At 33.5% G+C, this 15,872-nt stretch carries 18 protein-coding genes; 10 read left to right on the top strand and 8 right to left on the bottom strand.

The window, feature by feature from the left end; translation table 11 throughout:
• Positions 1-30: 30 nt before the first annotated feature.
• Positions 31-1,248 carry a multidrug effflux MFS transporter gene (locus UH7x_RS15475; RefSeq protein WP_482360825.1) on the bottom strand — a complete coding sequence of 406 codons (1,218 nt, stop codon included), beginning with the start codon at positions 1,246-1,248 and terminating at the stop codon, positions 31-33.
• Positions 1,249-1,411: 163 nt separating this feature from the next.
• Between UH7x_RS15475 and udk the strand changes: the two genes are divergently transcribed.
• The 9 genes from udk to UH7x_RS15430 all read left to right on the top strand — a co-directional run bounded on the left by udk (position 1,412) and on the right by UH7x_RS15430 (position 8,438).
• Positions 1,412-2,023, top strand: coding sequence for a uridine kinase (gene udk / locus UH7x_RS15470; protein WP_482360824.1), 612 nt, complete (start codon positions 1,412-1,414; stop codon positions 2,021-2,023).
• Positions 2,024-2,350 carry a septum formation initiator family protein gene (locus tag UH7x_RS15465; RefSeq protein WP_482360823.1) on the top strand — a complete coding sequence of 109 codons (327 nt, stop codon included), beginning with the start codon at positions 2,024-2,026 and terminating at the stop codon, positions 2,348-2,350. It abuts the gene before it with no gap.
• A 230-nt stretch (positions 2,351-2,580) separates the two neighbouring features.
• The gene (locus UH7x_RS15460) at positions 2,581-3,354 is read left to right on the top strand and encodes a ParA family protein (RefSeq protein WP_482360822.1); all 774 of its coding nucleotides are present in this window, start codon (positions 2,581-2,583) and stop codon (positions 3,352-3,354) included.
• The gene (locus tag UH7x_RS15455) at positions 3,354-4,256 is read left to right on the top strand and encodes a ParB/RepB/Spo0J family partition protein (RefSeq protein ID WP_482360821.1); all 903 of its coding nucleotides are present in this window, start codon (positions 3,354-3,356) and stop codon (positions 4,254-4,256) included. Before UH7x_RS15460 ends, UH7x_RS15455 begins: the two co-directional genes overlap by 1 nt.
• On the top strand, positions 4,249-4,896 hold the full coding sequence (locus UH7x_RS15450) for a DUF5683 domain-containing protein (protein ID WP_482360820.1): 648 nt from the start codon (positions 4,249-4,251) through the stop codon (positions 4,894-4,896). The genes UH7x_RS15455 and UH7x_RS15450 overlap by 8 nt, the downstream gene beginning before the upstream one ends.
• Before the next feature lie 11 nt (positions 4,897-4,907).
• The gene (gene dapB / locus UH7x_RS15445; RefSeq protein WP_482360819.1) at positions 4,908-5,609 is read left to right on the top strand and encodes a 4-hydroxy-tetrahydrodipicolinate reductase; all 702 of its coding nucleotides are present in this window, start codon (positions 4,908-4,910) and stop codon (positions 5,607-5,609) included.
• A 99-nt stretch (positions 5,610-5,708) separates the two neighbouring features.
• A complete protein-coding gene (gene lepB, locus UH7x_RS15440; RefSeq protein ID WP_482360818.1) occupies positions 5,709-7,409 on the top strand; it encodes a signal peptidase I in 1,701 nt (566 codons plus the stop codon).
• Between the two features lie 92 nt (positions 7,410-7,501).
• A complete protein-coding gene (locus UH7x_RS15435; RefSeq protein ID WP_482360817.1) occupies positions 7,502-8,134 on the top strand; it encodes a WbqC family protein in 633 nt (210 codons plus the stop codon).
• On the top strand, positions 8,127-8,438 hold the full coding sequence (locus UH7x_RS15430; RefSeq protein ID WP_482360816.1) for a DUF6122 family protein: 312 nt from the start codon (positions 8,127-8,129) through the stop codon (positions 8,436-8,438). Before UH7x_RS15435 ends, UH7x_RS15430 begins: the two co-directional genes overlap by 8 nt.
• Here UH7x_RS15430 and UH7x_RS15425 read toward each other — a convergent pair.
• The 7 genes from UH7x_RS15425 to UH7x_RS15395 all read right to left on the bottom strand — a co-directional run bounded on the left by UH7x_RS15425 (position 8,430) and on the right by UH7x_RS15395 (position 14,678).
• Positions 8,430-9,458 carry an endonuclease/exonuclease/phosphatase family protein gene (locus tag UH7x_RS15425; RefSeq protein ID WP_482360815.1) on the bottom strand — a complete coding sequence of 343 codons (1,029 nt, stop codon included), beginning with the start codon at positions 9,456-9,458 and terminating at the stop codon, positions 8,430-8,432. The genes UH7x_RS15430 and UH7x_RS15425 overlap by 9 nt on opposite strands.
• 4 nt (positions 9,459-9,462) lie before the next feature.
• The gene (locus tag UH7x_RS15420) at positions 9,463-10,344 is read right to left on the bottom strand and encodes a rhomboid family intramembrane serine protease (protein WP_482360814.1); all 882 of its coding nucleotides are present in this window, start codon (positions 10,342-10,344) and stop codon (positions 9,463-9,465) included.
• 63 nt (positions 10,345-10,407) lie between these two features.
• A complete protein-coding gene (locus UH7x_RS15415; protein ID WP_482360813.1) occupies positions 10,408-11,157 on the bottom strand; it encodes a rhomboid family intramembrane serine protease in 750 nt (249 codons plus the stop codon).
• 3 nt (positions 11,158-11,160) lie between these two features.
• Positions 11,161-13,002: a DNA mismatch repair endonuclease MutL gene (gene mutL, locus UH7x_RS15410; RefSeq protein WP_482360812.1), complete on the bottom strand. Its 1,842-nt coding sequence runs from the start codon at positions 13,000-13,002 to the stop codon at positions 11,161-11,163.
• Complete coding sequence (locus tag UH7x_RS15405; RefSeq protein WP_482360811.1) at positions 13,002-13,301, bottom strand: riboflavin synthase subunit beta; 300 nt, start codon at positions 13,299-13,301, stop codon at positions 13,002-13,004. The genes mutL and UH7x_RS15405 overlap by 1 nt, the downstream gene beginning before the upstream one ends.
• Positions 13,302-13,425: 124 nt before the next feature.
• Positions 13,426-13,905 carry a 6,7-dimethyl-8-ribityllumazine synthase gene (ribH, locus tag UH7x_RS15400; RefSeq protein ID WP_482360810.1) on the bottom strand — a complete coding sequence of 160 codons (480 nt, stop codon included), beginning with the start codon at positions 13,903-13,905 and terminating at the stop codon, positions 13,426-13,428.
• Between the two features lie 5 nt (positions 13,906-13,910).
• Positions 13,911-14,678, bottom strand: coding sequence for a tetratricopeptide repeat protein (locus UH7x_RS15395; protein ID WP_482360809.1), 768 nt, complete (start codon positions 14,676-14,678; stop codon positions 13,911-13,913).
• 113 nt (positions 14,679-14,791) lie between these two features.
• Here UH7x_RS15395 and recF point away from each other — a divergent pair, with 113 nt between their 5' ends.
• Entirely contained in the window at positions 14,792-15,871 is a 1,080-nt protein-coding gene (gene recF, locus UH7x_RS15390) for a DNA replication/repair protein RecF (RefSeq protein ID WP_482360808.1), read from the top strand.
• The last annotated feature ends 1 nt before the right edge of the window (position 15,872 follow it).

Genomic DNA, 15,872 nt, shown 5'->3' with positions numbered 1-15,872 from the left:
CAATTTTCGACAGCTTTTTTGTTTATCGCATTATGGCATAACCCTTCTTGCTAACAAAGGTTTCTCACCTAAGATTATAAATATCAATACCGAAATTAGCCCACATAAAGCTAGTCCAAAAAACAAAGGCCAGACTGTATCATCTACGAAACCTCCGATATATTGAGCTATTGGTACAGATAGTACCGTAGAAATAAATCCATTAATAGCTGCACCTATTCCCGCAATATGTCCAATAGGTTCCATAGCAATAGATCTAAAATTACCCCAAAGAAATCCTAAACAGAAAAATTGACATGCCAAAAATGCTACCAACACTGGCACATTTGGATTGGGTTTACCCCAAAATACACCAACGTATATCAAGGCTATTAAACAAAAAGCAAGAAGCGCCATAAAAGACAATTTTCGCATTCCATATTGTAAAACCAAAGTACCATTCAAAAAAGTCGAAAGACCTATAGAAACAGCTAAACCAGCAAAAATATATGGGAACTCTTCGACCAAACCATATTGATCTTCAAAAACATGTTGTGAGCCACTTAAATAAACTAAAAAGGCACCAGTGACAAAGCCCGAAATAAATGTAAATGCAACAGTTTCTTTATGTTTAAAAAACTCTCTTATTCCCGTCGCGAATACACTAATACTGAACGGGATTTTATATTCTGGTTTAAGCGTTTCCTCTTGCCTTCTCCAAAACCAAATAGCTACAACTAGTGCAAAAATTAATTGAACATAAAAAATTGCTTGCCAACCATAGCTGTCCATAATCCATTTACCAATGGCTGGTGCAACAACTGGTATAAGAATAAAAAATGCAGTGACAAAAGACATTACACGTGCCATGTAATCGCCCTTATATGTATCTCGAATTATTGATATTGCCATTGTTCTTGGAGCAGAAAGCGCAATACCTTGTAAAACTCTTCCAACAATCATTACTTCTAATGAAGGTGCAATGATACAGATTACACTGGCAACTATAAACAAAACAAAACCTGCATAAACAATGGGCTTTCTACCATAACTATCAGACAGGGGTCCAAAGAAAAGTTGTCCTACTCCTAGACCTAAAAAAATCATGGTTATCAGCAATTGATTCTTAATAGGATCTATACTATTTATGGCTATCCCAATATGAGAAATTGCTGGTAAAATGGCATCGAGTGCTAAAGCAACAATCGACATTAAAGCTGCCATTAGTGCGACGAATTCGAAGTTCGGTTTTACATCTTGATTTTGCATCTTGCAAAAGTAGTTATATGCGGATAGAACCTAAATATTAAAGTCCTCTATTTTGCTCCTTTAACACCGAAAACATGTTTCATTTACTAGAATATCTTGTTTCTTCTATTAAGCGGTTTAGTTTCTACATGCAAATATGTACTTTTGGTGAAAATAGATAAGAATGCTAATCATAGGAATCGCAGGTGGTACCGGCTGCGGCAAAACAACAGTTGTAAACCAGATAATTAATGAACTACCAGTTGGTGAGGTCAGTATCTTATCTCAAGATTCTTATTACAATGATTTATCGCATCTTACTTTAGAAGAACGGAGAAAAACAAATTTCGATCATCCACAGTCTATTGATTTTGATTTGCTTGAAGAACATTTATCGCAATTAAAAAATGGCCATCCTATTAATCAGCCCGTGTATTCTTTTCTAGAATGTAACCGCACGGAAAAAACAATTCTCACGAAACCCTGTCAAGTAATAATTGTTGAAGGCATTCTAATTCTTACGAATGCCAAGATTAGAAAAATGCTCGATATAAAAATATTTGTTCATGCAGATTCTGATGAAAGACTAATTCGAAGATTAAAAAGAGATGTTAATGAACGTGGCTGGGATTTAAATGAGACCTTAGAAAAATATCAAAGAAACATAAAACCTATGCATTTGGAGTTCATAGAACCTAGCAAAGAATATGCTGATATTATTATACCAAATAATAAATACAATACGGTAGCTGTTGATATTGTTCGTGGTGTCATCAATCAAAAATTAGGCTTATAAATGGGCTATAAAGACCTTAAAAAGAAAAAGTGGTTTAGTTTTTTAACCAATATGTATGTCCTAGTACTTACAGCATTTGTTGTTTGGATGGTCTTTTTTGACACCAATTCCTTGCTAATACATATGGAACTTAGAAAGCAAATTAAGAGTCTTGAAAAAACACAACAATTCTTAAAAGAAGAGATAAATAAAGATAAGAGCATTATTGAAAAACTCTCGGACCCTAAAGAGATGGAAAAATTTGCACGAGAACAGTATTACCTGAAGAAAAAGGAAGAGGAAATATTTATTATTGAGTATGAAGACAGCTTAGATATTAAGGAGTAACAAACTCATTTTGCATCCTAGTAATTTGCAGATTTTTTACATAAATAAATGTAGTTAACTATTTTCTTACATTCAAATTTGACGGATAAACTAGAATTTGTGTTTAAATTTGTTCATTTATTCTTTAACCAACTTTAACGCAGACACCTAACTTATTCACTTTGTGTTAACAAAATTCATTTTTTCGCCTTATTATTAATCGTATTTTTACCCCTTAAATGATGTTAATCATGGGTAAGATAATTGCAATTGCAAATCAGAAGGGCGGAGTTGGTAAAACAACCACTACAGTTAACTTGGCTGCCTCACTTGGTGTACTTGAGAAAAAGGTACTACTGATTGATGCGGATCCGCAAGCGAATGCAACATCTGGACTTGGTATTGATGTAGACGGTGTGGAAATTGGCACGTATCAATTACTTGAGCATTCTAAAATTGCCCAAGAGGCTATCATTGCTACAGATTCACCTAATGTTGATTTAATTCCTTCTCATATAGATTTAGTAGCCATCGAAATTGAATTAGTAGATAAAGATGAGCGCGAATACATGATGAAAAAAGCAATCACTGAATTGAAAAATTCGTATGATTATATTCTTATTGATTGTGCACCATCATTAGGCTTATTAACCTTGAATGCGCTTACTGCTGCAGATTCGGTTATTATTCCAATCCAATGTGAATATTTTGCCTTGGAAGGGTTAGGTAAATTATTAAACACCATAAAAAGCATACAGAAAATCCACAACCCTGAATTAGATATTGAGGGTATGTTGTTAACAATGTATGATTCTAGACTTCGATTATCAAATCAGGTTGTTGAAGAAGTACGTAAACATTTTGCCGACATGGTTTTCGAAACGATTATTCAGCGAAATGTTCGCTTAAGTGAAGCACCTAGTTATGGTGAGAGCATTATTAAATATGATGCTAGTAGTAAAGGTGCAACTAATTATCTCAACTTAGCAAACGAAGTTGTCAAGAAAAATATGGAATTGGCATAATGGCAAAAGCTATCAAAAAACAAGCATTAGGAAGAGGACTTTCAGCATTACTGAAAGACCCAGAAAACGATATTCAATCGGTAGCAGATAAAAATGCGGATAAGGTTGTTGGCAATATCCTAGAAATAGATATTGACGCCATAGAAGTAAATCCATTTCAACCACGTTCTAATTTTAATGATGAAGCTTTAAACGAATTAGCAAATTCAATAAGGGAGTTGGGTGTAATCCAACCTATAACAGTACGGAAACTAGATTTTAATAAATATCAGTTAGTTTCTGGTGAACGAAGACACAGGGCATCAAAATTAGTTGGTCTACAAACAATACCGTCTTATATAAGAATTGCAAACGATCAAGAATCGCTAGAAATGGCGTTGGTTGAAAATATTCAAAGACAAGATTTAGACCCCATTGAAATTGCACTATCATACCAACGTTTGATAGATGAAATTCAATTAACTCAAGAAAAACTAAGTGACCGTGTTGGTAAGAAACGTTCTACTATTGCCAATTACATGCGCTTATTAAAGTTAGACCCAATTATACAAACTGGAATTCGAGATGGTTTTGTTAGTATGGGTCATGGTCGTGCATTAGTAAATATAGAAGACAAGGAAAGTCAAATTGCTCTTTATGAAAAAATAGTTGGTTTAGGACTTTCAGTACGTGAAACCGAAAAAGCAGTTAAAGCACTAAAAGAAGGCAATACGAATACCATTAATTCTCCTGTGCAGAAGTCTATTCCTGAATTTACTATAAAAGGAAAAACCGAATTAGAAAAGTATTTAGAAGCCGCAATTACTATAAAAACTTCGGCAAAAGGAAAAGGAAAAATTACTATTCCGTTTACGTCTGAAGAAGAATTCAACAGAATTAAAAAAGTGATTACCGGTGCATAGACTCCTCCTTTCTTTTTTTATTTGTTTATTTTTTGTCCGTTTTTCTTATGCGCAAGAGAAAAAGCCCAAAAATAAAGAAGTTGATTCGCTACAAACAGATTTAAAAAAAGAAGGAATTGTTATATCAGATTCCATCGTTGTAAAAAAGAAACCTTTAAATCCATTGGCGCCAAGTAAAGCAGCATTCTATTCAGCAGTATTTCCAGGTTTGGGTCAAATATATAATAAGCGTTATTGGAAAGCTCCAATAGTTTATGGCGCAATTGGTGGTGGTGTTTATATGTACACATGGAATAATGATTGGTACAACCGATTTAGAACTGCTTTTAAAAGAAGACAGGCTGGTTTTACTGATGATGAGTTTTATGATCGAGATAACAATAATGCTGTTGGCGCAGAACCCGATTTTGCCGATGATGTTTTAGAAAACCAACAAGAACGTTTTCAGAATGATCGAGATTTGTGGCTGGTTGCTACAATTGCACTATATGCTTTAAATATTGTTGATGCCAATGTTGATGCACATTTAAAGCAGTTTAATGTGGATGAAGACCTTAGTATGGATTTTGAACCATTTATGGAAATAGACCCTGTAACAATGAGTCCAAATTATGGAATGGCATTGGTAATTAAATTTTAAAAAATATAAAATTGAGAATAGCACTTTTTGGATACGGTAAAATGGGTAAGATGATTGAACAAGTTGCCTTATCACGAAATCATGAAATTGTAGCTAAAATTGAAGTTGATTCCGGTCAACCAGATTATGACAATATTGATGTCGCTATTGATTTTAGTATGCCAAACGCAGCTTTTAATAATATTACAGCATGTATTAAAAATAATGTGCCTGTAATTTCAGGAACAACGGGTTGGTTGGAAAATTATGAAAAAGCTGTTACCCTATGTGAAGAAAAAAAAGGGGCTTTTATTTATGCCTCAAACTTTAGCTTGGGTGTAAATGTGTTTTTTGAATTGAATGAATATTTAGCTAGAATGATGAATAATCTTAAAGATTACAACATCGCTCTAGAAGAAATTCATCATACGCAAAAATTAGATGCACCTAGTGGTACAGCCATTACCCTAGCAGAAGGGGTGATTTCGAATTCTGATATTAGCGCTTGGGAATTGGATGGAAAAGATGCCACTAAAATTCCAATTATAGCTAAGAGAATTGGAACTACACCAGGTACACATACGGTAGCTTACGAAAGTGAAATTGATTCAATTGAAATAAAACATACGGCTCACAATCGTCAAGGTTTTGCTTTGGGAGCAGTAATTGCTGCCGAGTGGATTCATGGAAAAACAGGAGTATTTTCTATGAAAGATGTGTTAAACCTTGGTTAACGAATACAATAATACTCCAATAAATGCACTTAATTGCATAACAATTAGTAGGTTAAAAAACCTGATATCTTAAAACCGGATTACCAATATTAATTACTTATGGACGGAATACAGTGGATTATTTTTATACTAATAGTACAGGTCATCCATTTTTTGGGTACTTGGAAACTTTATGTAAAAGCCGGTAGAAAAGCTTGGGAAGCGGCAATACCTATTTACAATGCAATTGTCTTAATGCAAATTATAAACCGACCTAAATGGTGGGTTGTACTTTTATTTATTCCAATTATAAACCTATTAATGTTCCCTGTTGTATGGGTTGAAACTATTCGAAGCTTTGGAAGAAATAAACTATGGGAAACATGGGCTGTTATTCTATCATTAGGTTTTTACATTTATTACGTTAATTATACATTAGATGTAGAATATGTTGAAGATAGGGATTTAAACCCTAGAACTGCAGCCGGAGAATGGGTAAGTTCTATTGTTTTCGCCATAGTTGCAGCAACATTAGTTCACACGTATTTTATTCAGCCTTATGTTATTCCTACAGGATCTTTAGAACGCACATTGAGAATTGGTGATTTACTCTTTGTAAGTAAATTTCATTATGGTGCACGTGTACCTATGACCACAGTGGCTGCACCTATGGTACATGATACCATACCAGTGCTAGGCATTAAATCTTACTTAAACAAACCCCAATTGCCTTATATGAGGTTGCCTGGTTTTAAAAAAATAAAACGAAATGAAATTGTAGTTTTCAGCTGGCCGGCTGATACTGTAAGACGTTTTCATAGAAGTGAAAAAGGTGTAGATAAACCGATTGATAAAAAATCGAATTATGTAAAACGATGCGTTGGTTTACCTGGAGATTCTCTAGAAGTTAGGGATGATTATGTCTTTATTAATGGGAAACAAAATGTTTTACCAGATCGAGCCAAGCCGATGTTCGATCATGAAATTTATGCTAAAAAAGGAGTTTCTTCTAAGTTTTTGGCAGAAATTGGAGTATCCGATTTTACTCGAAAATATATTGTTGGGAATCTAAGCGCAGAACAAGCCAACGTTTTAAATAATTATGTAGTAGGTGTACAACCAAGGGAAGATGGTAAGCAAGAAATCTATACTAAGGAAAGTGGCATTCCTGTATCCGTTATTCGACAATATGGAATAGCCATCACTGAAGAAAGTAGTTTGTCTCGCCAAGCAAAATTAACAGATGAAATGGTTGCTGCCTTAAATGCAAACTCTCAAATAGATTCTGTAGTTCGCGTTATTCTTCCAAAGGGAATGGCTGATAGTAGAGTATTTCCACAAAGTGCAGACTACCCATGGAATACAAACCAATTGGGACCAATTTATATTCCTGAAAAAGGAAAAACTGTCGCTCTGAACTTAAAAGTCCTCCCGCTTTATAAAAAAATAATTAGAGATTACGAAGGTAATACTGTAGGAGTAAAAGGTAACCAAGTTACTCTGAACGGTGAAGTGTCAGATAGCTATACTTTTAAGCAAGATTATTATTGGATGATGGGTGACAACCGCGACGGCTCCGAAGATAGTCGCTCTTGGGGTTACGTGCCTGAAAACCATATTGTTGGAACACCTATTTTTATATGGATGAGTTTTGATAATTTCAAGGAAGGCATTTTTAATTGGCGACCACGTTGGGATCGTATTTTTACTACCGTACATGGTAGTGGTGAACCTGTGTCATATTTTAAATACTTCTTGATTGCCTTAGTCCTCTATTTTGTTGGCGACTATTTTTGGAAAAAGAAGAAATCTAATGAGTAGTTAGCCGATGGTTGATTTTGATGAAAAATTATTTTCTGATATCTAAGATTAAGTGTTTATTATACTTTACTTTTTTTAATTGATTTTAAACAGTGAAAACCCTTTTACATCCTACTTATTTTCCAAACATAATTAGCTTCGCTACAATACTACAAAATGAGATTGTATGGGAAGTTGAGGACAATTTTCAAAAACAAACATATAGAAATCGTTGTGTTATATGCAACGATCGTGGACATCACCTTTTAAGTATTCCTATTAGCCATGTTGGTGGTAATATTGGAAGACAGAAATATAAGGACATAAAAATTGAAAATAGTTATGCTTGGCAAAGGCAACACTGGCGTACTTTACAAACCGCATATCGTACTTCTCCGTATTTCGAATTTTACGAAGATGATATTGCTCCGCTATACAACAATACCTTCAAATTTCTATTAGATTTTAATTTAAAGACTATCGATGCAATTTCGGAATGTTTACAAATTGAACCTTCAAAAAATAAAACCGAAAACTATAACAAAACACCTACTGATTACTTAGATGCAAGATCTTTAGTAAGCACTAAGTTAAAAATCGATTTTGATCAAAATGAATATGAACAAGTTTTTAGCGATAGACACAACTTTATTGCCAATACTAGTATAATCGATTTGCTTTTTAATGAAGGCCCTAATTCGGTTCAATATTTAAAATCGCAAAATTTAGGCTTTCTAAATGCTTAGGTTTATTCTACATTACGGTATTCACTTTTTAGTTCCGATAGCAATAGGATTTCTTTTTTTCAAAAAAGAAGAAAGGCTTAAAATCATATTAATTTTACTTTCTGGGATTTTAATAGATATTGATCACTTAGTTGCAAATCCGATATTTGACTCAAATAGATGTAGTATTGGTTTTCATCCACTGCACTCCTATTGGGCAATTACAGCTTATGTAATCTTATTATTTTTTAAGAAAACTAGAATTATTGGTTTGGCTTTAATAATTCATATTATAGCCGATATAACAGATTGTTGGCTAATTTGATTTTATTCGAAATGATGCCAATATAGGAAAGTGATCTGAATATACTTGATCAAAGTTTTTATGTGAAGTAACTTCAAAACTTGGTTCAACAAGCATAAAATCTATACGTACAGGAACACGATGAAAATTAAAGGTTCTTCCATATCCATAACCCTGCTCATCAAAACTATCGAGCCTATTCCCCTTTAATATATTATAAGTTCTTGAATATTGATTATTATTAAAATCGCCAGTAATAATCGTTTTATAGGCTGTGTTCTTACTATGATCAGCTATTAACTTAGCTTGTGTCTCTTGCTTATTAAATTTAGTAGTCAGTTTTTTGTAAAGTTTTTGAGAATCACTATTTCTTATTATTCCAGTACCAGGAGTAATACCCAAAGATTGCATATGAACATTGTATACCCTGATAGTGTCTTTGTCAATTAAAATATCCGCATAACAAGCATTATTAACCGATTTTTCAAAAAGAATTGTTTCAGCATTAATTATAGGATATTTTGAAAATATACTTAGTCTAGTTTTTATATAATCCTTATACCTCTCAGAAATATATTTATAAGGATAATCAAAAGATTTCATCTTATGTTTATTAGATGCTTCCTGAAAGCATATAATATCAGCTTTACTAGCTTCCACTAAATTCTTAATATCATCAAAAACTGTCTTACTCTCAAGGTTTTCATTCGAATTAAACTGTCTTACATTATAACTGAGAATAGTTAAATCATCTTCTAAAGCTTCATTTTCAGAATTGAATTGAATAAATGTACCAAGTGTAAAAAAACTACAAACTAATACAATTAAAGACAGTAAGAATTGTCTTTTACCCTTTAAAATCCAATAAAGAAAAAATACCAAATTAATTAAAACGAGCACAGGGGTTGCCAAAGCAAGGAAAGGTAAGAATGAAATAGTTGTGACATCTACATGCGGACTCAAATAAACAAAAAGTAATAAAAATGACACCAGTATATTAAAGGCATATATGATTTTGTTAAAAAAAGACAATTGCTTCATTGCATTAATCTTCTTTTCCAGCCTTGAATAAAAAATCTTTTTCAGCCTTTGATAAACTCTCATAGCCCGACTTGCTAATCTTGTCCAGGATAGAATCTATTTTACGTTGATGACTCTCCTTTTCATAATTAACAGGCCTTTTAGTATTCGATTTTGCTTGTTTTTTATAAACTGTCTTCAGAGGCCCTTTCTTTTCATTGCCTTTGAATAAGTTTGTTATACTATCAATAAACCTTGAAAAACCCGCTCCAATATCGCTACCCTTAGTTAATTGTCTCGCATACATGTATCCCAAAAGAGCACCTCCTAAATGCGCTATATGTCCGCCTGCATTTGTACCATATGGAATCTGAATTAAATCAGATAAAACAACGAAAGCCCCTAAATACCATAATTTTATGTTGAAGAAAACTACCCGTACTTCTTGATTCGGCATATAGGTGCAAATAAAAATAAGCACAGCAGTTACACCCGCTGAAGCGCCAATAATACCTGAAGTAGCAATATTTAAAAGACCAGGTAAAACATTATAACTAAACATAAATAATAATCCACCAGCGATTACCCCCAGAAAATAGACATTGATAAATTTTCGATCACCGAATAAGTTTAAGAATATTCTTCCAGAAAAATAAAGCAACAACATATTCCAAAATAGATGCATAAACCCACCATGAAAAAAAGAATAAGTTACTAACGACCAAGGTTGGGTAAGAAAATCAAAAAAGTCTTTAGGCAACTCAAACCATTTGTCAATAGCATTTTGAGATAATCCTAAAAGAAAAGGGATTAAAGCATTAAGAATAAAAATCACCACATTAATAGCAATTAACTTTTCTGCTATATTTAAAGTGGTGTATTTATATCGTAGTCCGCCTGTATTCATTTTATTACTATATGTTCTCTACACAAGAAATTTATACTTTTTTACTTACTGTTATTTTCTAACTCAACGATCCCAGCGCCTATCGTTAAAACTATTCTTTTTCCAATACCACATCATTATGGCTCCTATTATAGCACCGCCAACATGCGCCATGTAAGCTGTATTACTTGGACTGAAAAAAGATTGTCCAGTAACAGCAGAAATTACATCCAGTAAAATTATACCTGGAATAAAATATTTTGCTTTTATAGGAATGGGTAAAAATATCATCATCAATTCTGCATTCGGATTCATTATTCCGAAAGCAGCTAATATGCCCATTATACATCCTGAAGCTCCTACCATTGAAGCATTATAAATTGGGTAAAGTTCTTTTAAGTTCGCTAACTGATTTCCTACTAGTTCAATATTAGTTTGATTCGTAGTTATCATATCTACAATTTGAACACTAGACAAGCCAGAGCTAATCAATTCATCAAATAATGGTATGTAATTAAAATAATAATATCCTAATTGAAAAAGCACAGCTCCAAGACCTGCTGAGAAATACAAGAATAAAAATTTAGTTTTACCCAAATGCCTTTCTACAGGAACCCCAAACATCCACAGTCCAAACATGTTAAATAAAATATGTGTAAAACCCCCGTGCATAAACATATGTGTGGCTATTTGCCATATGCCAAAATTTGCATTTTTAGGAAACCAAAGTGCAAACCATTCATACATTTGATCACCATAAATCTGAGTGGCAATAAAAAATAGCACATTAATAATGAGTAAGTGTTTTACGCCATCTGTAATCTGAAAATTCATAGACTAAAATTTATTTGCGATATCGTTCTCAGTTATCGTGATATATATTCTTTTATTAAACGGGCTTATTGTAGCTTCCTTACAGGCAAACAAATCATTCACCAATGCTAATTGCGATTCTTGATCTAACCGATCTCCAGTTTTTATTGACAACGCTTTACATAACGATTTTGAAAGCCTGTCGGTTTGCGAAAAACTCTCACTAACTGTATTTTCTCGAAAATCATATAACAATTGCTCTAATACATTTGCCACATCACTTTCAGTCATAGACACAGGCACTCCTTTAATTTGTATAGATTCTTCATCTATTGCTCCAAAGGCAAAACCTAGCGCGTTTAAATCCTCTTTTATTTCTAATAAATCGTTTAATTCATTTTTATTAAAGCTTAATTTTAAAGGAAATAACAATTGCTGACTTACAGATTCTTGTGTTGTACCGTGTTTTAAAAAACGCTCATATAAAACACGCTGATGGGCTCTTCCTTGATCTATTATGAGCATTCCAGAACGAACAGTTGTAACCACATACTTTCCGTGCAATTGAAAAGTTGTACTGGCCATTTTTAACTCATCGTCTTCATTCTCAAAAACAGTACCTGTAATGGTTTCCGATTCAAAACTCAAACTACTAAAATCAACTTCTTTACCTACTTTAGACTCCAATCCAAGATAAAGATTTTCCCATCCTTTGGAAGATTTCTTACGTGGAGCCTGTATAGTACCTCCTTTGCTTTCCGCAAACGGATTAAATGTTCTATCCACTTCAACTTTTGGTTGTTCAGCTCCTTTATTGGTATAGGAATAAGGTACCTCTAAATTTTGATCTTGCTGAAAATCTAAGGCGGGAACCACACTAAATTGACCTAAACTATGTTTTATTGTAGATCTAATGATAGCATAAAGCGTATGCTCATCATCAAACTTTACTTCTGTTTTAGTTGGATGAATATTAATATCAATTGTACCCGGATCAACCTCTAAATATAAAAAATAACCAGGATGCGTTCCCGGTTTTATTAAACCTTCAAAAGCGGCTACTACTGCATGGTTTAAATAGCCGCTTTTAATGAAGCGATTATTTACAAAAAAATATTGTTCACCCCTACTCTTCTTTGCGAACTCAGGTTTTTTAATAAACCCTGAGATTTTCACAACTTGTGTTTCTTCTTCAACAGGAACTAATTTTTGATTTGTTTTCGAACCAAAAATGTTTACTATACGTTGTCTTAAATTGGAGTTGGGCAAATTAAATAACTCACTTCCATTGCTATAATACTGAAAAGATATCTTCGGATGTGCTAAAGCTACCCTATGAAACTCATCTGTAATATGTCTTAATTCAACTTGATTGGACTTCAAAAAATTACGTCGAGCAGGAATATTAAAAAAAAGATGCTTTACAGAAAGTGATGTCCCCTTGGGGGTAGCACAAGTTTCTTGAAAAATAATTTTACTTCCTTCAATTTTTATATGCGTACCAATCTCATTTTGTTCAGGCTTGGTTTGCATTTCTACATGAGCAATTGCTGCTATTGATGCTAATGCCTCACCACGAAAGCCTTTGGTACCTAATTTAAAAAGATCCTCAGCCTTTTGAATTTTTGAAGTGGCATGGCGCTCAAAGCTCAAACGAGCATCCGTAGTACTCATACCTATGCCATTATCAACAACTTGAATTAAAGTTTTACCGCCTTCTTTAACAATAAGCTTTATAGTAGTTGCTCCTGCATCAATTGCATTTTCTAACAATTCTTTTACCACAGAAGCCGGTCTCTGCACAACCTCTCCAGCTGCGATTTGATTAGCAACGTGGTCAGGTAATAGTTTTATGATATCTGCCATTATTGCGGAAAGAATATTGAAATGTCAAAATCGATGACATATAGAAAAGCAAAAAGTAAAATTGCAATAATTACTATCATTCGCAACCTCAGGTTTTTATCACCTTCTCTGCGCATATCTTCGATAGCATTACCAAATTTTCCCTTTAGACCTCTTGTAACATGAGCCGTTGTTCGGTATTTATCAAAACGATGTTCTAACTTGTACGGGCTACCTTCACCTTTATCGTCATAATAACGCGGTGAGTAATCGAACGTTTTGTTCTTGCCTAACTTCGTAAATTTTCTTAGAAAACTCATATCTTCAAAGTTAATTAAAATCAAAAAACATGCCGTATTTCAACAGCTAAATTTTGTTAAAGCATACTTTTACTTACGGAAATAAGAAAAAAAAGAGGATTTATAGATTTAAAGTAAAAAACAACTAGCCCAAAGTAGCCATTTTAATAGCTGCTATAGCAGCCTCCGCTCCTTTATTACCATGTTTGCCTCCACTGCGGTCTATAGCTTGCTGCATAGTGTTATCTGTAAGAACACAGAATATCACGGGGGTGTCATAATTCACATTCAAATCTTTAACGCCTTGTGCTACGCCACTACAAACAAAATCAAAATGTTTGGTTTCGCCTTGTATCACACTGCCAATAGCAATAACTGCATCAACCTCATTGGTGGTAATCATTTTTTTGCAACCAAAGGTCAGCTCAAAACTACCAGGCACATTCCATCGAATAATATTTTCTGAGAGCGCACCGCAATCTAAAAGAGCCGCTTCTGCTCCTGAATAAAGGCCTTCGGTAATTTCATCGTTCCATTCAGAAACAACAATTCCGAATCGAAGAGACTTCGCATTCGGAATATTATTTTTATCGTAAAATGATAAGTTTTTATTTGCTGTAGCCATTGGATTTATTTTCCACTTTTAGCCATACCTATAAAGGCATCTATTGTATTTGCTTCGTCAGATTCTGAAAATTCATTCTTTACTCTTTCAAAATATTGCAAAGCTTTATCTTTTTGACCCAATTCTAATGCTGCAACACCGGCTTTATATAAAAACTTAGGAGTTGTATAGTCATTGTTATTATGCTTTGCAGCACTCTCATAGTAACCCAAAGCATCTGCCGGCTGATTTAATTGCATAAAAGCATCACCTAATCCGCCTTTAGCTAAAGCACCTAAAATGGCATCTTCAGATGAAAAATCTTCTAAATGACTAACTGCCTCTTGATATTTCTGCATATTTAAATATGCCATACCAGCAGAATAATTTGCAAGATTGGCTGATTTTGTACCAGGGTACTCATCAATAATATCTAAAAAGCCATATTTTCCTTCAGCACCGTTTAAGGCTAAATTAAAAAGTGAATCTTTTGCAGTCGCATTATTTAATGCCTCATCGAAATACTGTTGCGGATAATACATTTCGTTAGCAGCACTTGCCTCTTTAGGCTCCTGTACAAGGTATTGAAATCCTAAATAACCTAAGACTCCAACAGCAATAACGCCAATTATACCTAAAATGTAGTTTTGATTTTTGGCAACCCACGCCTCAGTTTTAGAAGCACTCTCATCTAGTGTGCTAAAAACTTCAGCTGTTGTACTGTCTTGTGTATCAAACTGTTGTTCTTCAACTTTGTTTTTAGGTTTGTTCCCTCTTTTCTTGTATGTTGCCATCCTAATTATTAATTATCGCGCAAAAATAAAGTTTTTATCGAAAACCAGAGTTGAATTTATCCGTTATTTTTCGATAATTTGCACGTCCTTATCTTCGAAAAATACATAATAAAATGCACCTCGATAAACTTTCGCTACTTAATTATAAGAATTTCGACTCCTCAGATTTTGAGTTCGATGCGAAAATAAACTGTTTTGTAGGTGCAAATGGCATTGGCAAAACCAATATTTTAGACGCTGTTTATCATCTCGCATTTGGCAAAAGTTATTTTAACCCGGTAAGCAGTCAGAATATTAAACATGGAGAAGAATTCTTCGTTATTGATGGGGAATTCACAAAAAATGACCGTATTGAAAGAATAGTTTGCAGTTTAAAAAAAGGAGCCAAAAAAGCGATAAAAAGAAATGGTAAATTATACGATCGCCTTTCTGACCATATTGGCCTATTGCCTCTTGTAATCATTTCACCAGCAGACCGCGATCTTATAATTGAAGGTAGTGATACTAGAAGAAAGTTTATAGATGGCGTTATTTCGCAATCAGACAAATCTTATTTAGAAACGCTTTTAAAATACAATAAGGTTTTAGCACAACGTAATGCATTATTAAAATACTTTGCAGCAAATAGAACTTTTGATGCTGATGCTTTAGCAGTATACAATGAGCAGTTAAATGATTTTGGACAAGAAATTTTCGATAAGCGACAAGCTTTTATGACAATCTTTATTCCAATTTTCAAAAAGCAATACGAAGAAATTTCAGGCGGCAATGAAATAGTCTCGCTAAGTTATCAGAGTAAAGTTTCGAATGACACCATCCTCACTTTACTTGAAAAGAGCTTAGATAAAGACCGTGCGTTACAATACACTTCTGTCGGTATTCATAAAGACGATTTAAGTTTTGAAATTACAGGGCATCCTATTAAAAAATTTGGAAGTCAAGGACAGCAAAAATCATTTTTAATTGCATTGAAATTTGCACAATTTTATTTCATCAAAGAACAAGCGAAAGCTACGCCCATAATGTTATTAGATGATATTTTCGACAAATTAGACGAGCATAGAGTAGCCCATATTATTGCTTTGGTTGATAATGAGAATTTTGGGCAAATATTTCTTAGTGACACGCATGCTGATCGAACAGAAAACATAGTTAAAAATATACATCAATCTTATAAAATTTTTAAATTGTAGG

The sequence above is a fragment of the Aurantibacter sp. UH7 genome (genome assembly GCF_056839165.1).
Note: the sequence above shows the minus strand (reverse complement) of the source record. Positions and strands in the feature narration are given on the sequence as shown.

Coding starts and splice junctions, on each gene's coding strand:
- UH7x_RS15395 (WP_482360809.1), bottom strand. CDS start 14,678: ATGGCAACATACAAGAAAAGAGGGAACAAACCTAAAAACAAAGTTGAA.
- UH7x_RS15415 (WP_482360813.1), bottom strand. CDS start 11,157: ATGAATTTTCAGATTACAGATGGCGTAAAACACTTACTCATTATTAAT.
- UH7x_RS15460 (WP_482360822.1), top strand. CDS start 2,581: ATGGGTAAGATAATTGCAATTGCAAATCAGAAGGGCGGAGTTGGTAAA.
- UH7x_RS15425 (WP_482360815.1), bottom strand. CDS start 9,458: ATGAAGCAATTGTCTTTTTTTAACAAAATCATATATGCCTTTAATATA.
- UH7x_RS15405 (WP_482360811.1), bottom strand. CDS start 13,301: ATGAGTTTTCTAAGAAAATTTACGAAGTTAGGCAAGAACAAAACGTTC.
- UH7x_RS15465 (WP_482360823.1), top strand. CDS start 2,024: ATGGGCTATAAAGACCTTAAAAAGAAAAAGTGGTTTAGTTTTTTAACC.
- mutL (WP_482360812.1), bottom strand. CDS start 13,002: ATGGCAGATATCATAAAACTATTACCTGACCACGTTGCTAATCAAATC.
- UH7x_RS15430 (WP_482360816.1), top strand. CDS start 8,127: ATGCTTAGGTTTATTCTACATTACGGTATTCACTTTTTAGTTCCGATA.
- UH7x_RS15455 (WP_482360821.1), top strand. CDS start 3,354: ATGGCAAAAGCTATCAAAAAACAAGCATTAGGAAGAGGACTTTCAGCA.
- lepB (WP_482360818.1), top strand. CDS start 5,709: ATGGACGGAATACAGTGGATTATTTTTATACTAATAGTACAGGTCATC.
- UH7x_RS15475 (WP_482360825.1), bottom strand. CDS start 1,248: ATGCAAAATCAAGATGTAAAACCGAACTTCGAATTCGTCGCACTAATG.
- recF (WP_482360808.1), top strand. CDS start 14,792: ATGCACCTCGATAAACTTTCGCTACTTAATTATAAGAATTTCGACTCC.
- ribH (WP_482360810.1), bottom strand. CDS start 13,905: ATGGCTACAGCAAATAAAAACTTATCATTTTACGATAAAAATAATATT.
- UH7x_RS15420 (WP_482360814.1), bottom strand. CDS start 10,344: ATGAATACAGGCGGACTACGATATAAATACACCACTTTAAATATAGCA.
- udk (WP_482360824.1), top strand. CDS start 1,412: ATGCTAATCATAGGAATCGCAGGTGGTACCGGCTGCGGCAAAACAACA.